This window comes from Mycobacterium sp. E183, from assembly GCF_001667735.1.
Taxonomy (GTDB): Bacteria; Actinomycetota; Actinomycetes; order Mycobacteriales; family Mycobacteriaceae; genus Mycobacterium.
The window spans coordinates 1-2,444 of record NZ_LZJN01000194.1 but is presented as its reverse complement, the minus strand read 5'-3'; the positions used below and the strand labels follow the sequence as shown (position 1 = coordinate 2,444).

Here is a 2,444-nt window from a genome sequence, read left to right as displayed (position 1 = left end):
AACATTAGGAGCAATCGATGGCATTTCTGACAACACAGACCGAAGAGATGCTCGCTGCAGAGCAGCTGCTGTCGGGGATCAACACCAACCTGGCGGCGCAGAACGCCGGCGCCGCAGCGGCGACCACGGTCATCGCTCCCGCCGCCGCCGACCCGGTGTCGGCCCAGCAGGCGGCGATCTTCTCGGCGTACGGCACCCAGTACCAGGCAATCGCCACCGAGGCGCAGGCGTTGCTGGAGAATTACGCGCAGACCCTGGGCATCAGCTCCGGCAGCTACGGCGACACCGAGGCCATCAACGCGAGCCAGGCCGCGCTGTCGAGCGCCGCGTCGCCGGCCGCCGCCGCCTCCGCCACGCCGTCGAACACCCCGCTGGACTGGCTGGCATACCTGCTCGGTAGCACCGGCAACGGCACCAACCCGAACATGCTCGGCGGGATCTTCGGGCTGTCGAGCAACGGCGCCAACATCGGCAACATCGGCTTCGGCAACTGGGCCTCGGCCGGTTCGGACCTCCTGGGTCTGGCCGGTGGCGGCCTGCTCGACACCTCCGCCGCCGACGCCGCCGGTTCGGCGGCCGGTGCCGCGGGCCTCGCCGACACGACGGCGCCGATGGCGGGCGGCGGCATGGCCGGCATCGGCGCGGCGCCGATGGCCTCGATGGGCTCGGCCACGATGGTCAGCAAACTGTCGGTGCCGCCGAGCTGGGCCGCTCCCGCCACCCCGGTGGTCGGCACCAGCGCCGCACCGCTGCAGACGGTGGGCTGGACCGCCGCCGCCCCGCAGGCGGGCGCCGGCACGATCATCCCGGGCATGCCGGGCATGGGCGCCGCGGCACGCAACAGCGCCGGCTTCGGCGCTCCGCGCTACGGCGTCAAACCGATCGTCATGCCGAAACCGGCGACCGTCTAGTCCCTCGTCATTGCCCTCGAAACCTCGAATTTCTAAAGACAAAGGAGCGGGAAACCCAAATGGTTCTTGACTTTGCAGCAATTCCCCCGGAGATCACCTCTTCGCTCATGTACGCCGGCGCCGGCGCCGGGCCGCTGATGGCCGCCGCGGCCTCATACGCCAACCTGGCCGCCGAGGTCAGCGCGACCGCGACCCAGTGGGAGTCAATCGTCTCGTTGCTGACCACCGAAAACTGGACCGGTGGCGGATCGGCGGCGGCGGCGGCCGCGGCCCAGCCGATCATCACGTACCTGACCGAGACGGCCACGACGCTCGAGCAGGCCAGCGCACAGGCCACGGCCTCTGCGGCCGCGTACGAGGCCGCGTTCGCGGCGACGGTTCCGCCGCCGGTGATCGCCGCCAACCGGACGCTCCTGGCCACGCTCGTGGCGACCAACTTCCTTGGCGTCAACTCGGCCGCGATCGCCGCGACCGAGGCTCAGTACGCCGCGATGTGGGCCCAGGACGCCGCCATGATGGCCGCCTACCAGGCCGCCTCTGCGGCGGCCGGGGTGCTGACGCCGGTCACGCCGCTGACCTCGACCACCAACCCTGGGGCCGCCGCGGCCGCCGACAGCACCGCCCTCGCCGCTGACTCGACAGGCGGCACGATCCAGGCGCTGGCTCCCGTTTCCAACGCGGCCCTGGCCGCGCCCAGCCTGCCATTCACGACTGACGGCATCCTGGGCTCGATTGACAACTTCCTCGGCACGCCGTCGGTGCTCAACGGCATCAACGGCGCCGTGAACACCGCGGCATGGTGGGTCTGCAACACCATCCCGACGGCCGTGTCGCTGGGGCACACCCTCGGAACGGTGCCGTCGATCCCGTTCGCGCTCACCGATTCCGTCACGCCGCTCGCCGGCGGCCTGGTGCCGGGCACGATGGTGGGCTCGGTGTCGGGCGCGGGAGCGTCGGCCGCCCTCGGCGAGGCCTCCGCGGTCGGCGGGCTGTCGGTGCCGGCCGGCTGGAACGCCGCCGCCCCGGCGACGTCGTTGGCCTCCTCCACCGCCCCGCTCGAGGGCTCGGGCTGGACGGCCGCGGCCGAGGCGGAGCCGGTCGCCGCGATGCCCGGCATGCCCGGCATGGCGGGCGCTGCCAAGGGCGCCGGTGCCTACGGCGCCGGGCCGCGATACGGCTTCAAGCCGATCGTCATGCCCAAGCAGGTTGTCGTCTGATGTCGGAATACCGGTACGGGAAATAAGGGGGTACATGTCACCCGTTTGAGGCGATCAGTTAACCGGTAGGTCGTAATCTGTCCATAACGCGGCCACCACCGCATCAATTGCAACTGTTAAGACTTCGAGTTTGAAGGCTTGAAAGACAAGGAGAAAGAAACATGGCAACACGTTTTATGACTGACCCGCACGAAATGCGTGCGATGGCGGGCCGCTTCGAGGTCCACGCCCAGACGGTCGAGGACGAGGCCCGCAAGATGTGGGCGTCCTCGATGAACATCGCCGGCTCGGGCTGGAGCGGCCAGGCGCAGGCGAC

3 protein-coding genes are annotated in these 2,444 nt (G+C 70.1%); all 3 read left to right on the top strand.

Annotated elements, in window-relative coordinates; translation table 11 throughout:
- Positions 1-17: 17 nt before the first annotated feature.
- Positions 18-911: a PE domain-containing protein gene (locus tag A5691_RS23820; RefSeq protein ID WP_068266807.1), complete on the top strand. Its 894-nt coding sequence runs from the start codon at positions 18-20 to the stop codon at positions 909-911.
- A gap of 59 nt (positions 912-970) precedes the next feature.
- Positions 971-2,128 carry a PPE family protein gene (locus tag A5691_RS23815; RefSeq protein ID WP_067890234.1) on the top strand — a complete coding sequence of 386 codons (1,158 nt, stop codon included), beginning with the start codon at positions 971-973 and terminating at the stop codon, positions 2,126-2,128.
- 161 nt (positions 2,129-2,289) lie between these two features.
- The coding region (locus A5691_RS23810) for a WXG100 family type VII secretion target (protein ID WP_197696196.1) at positions 2,290-2,444 on the top strand (155 nt) is incomplete at its 3' end.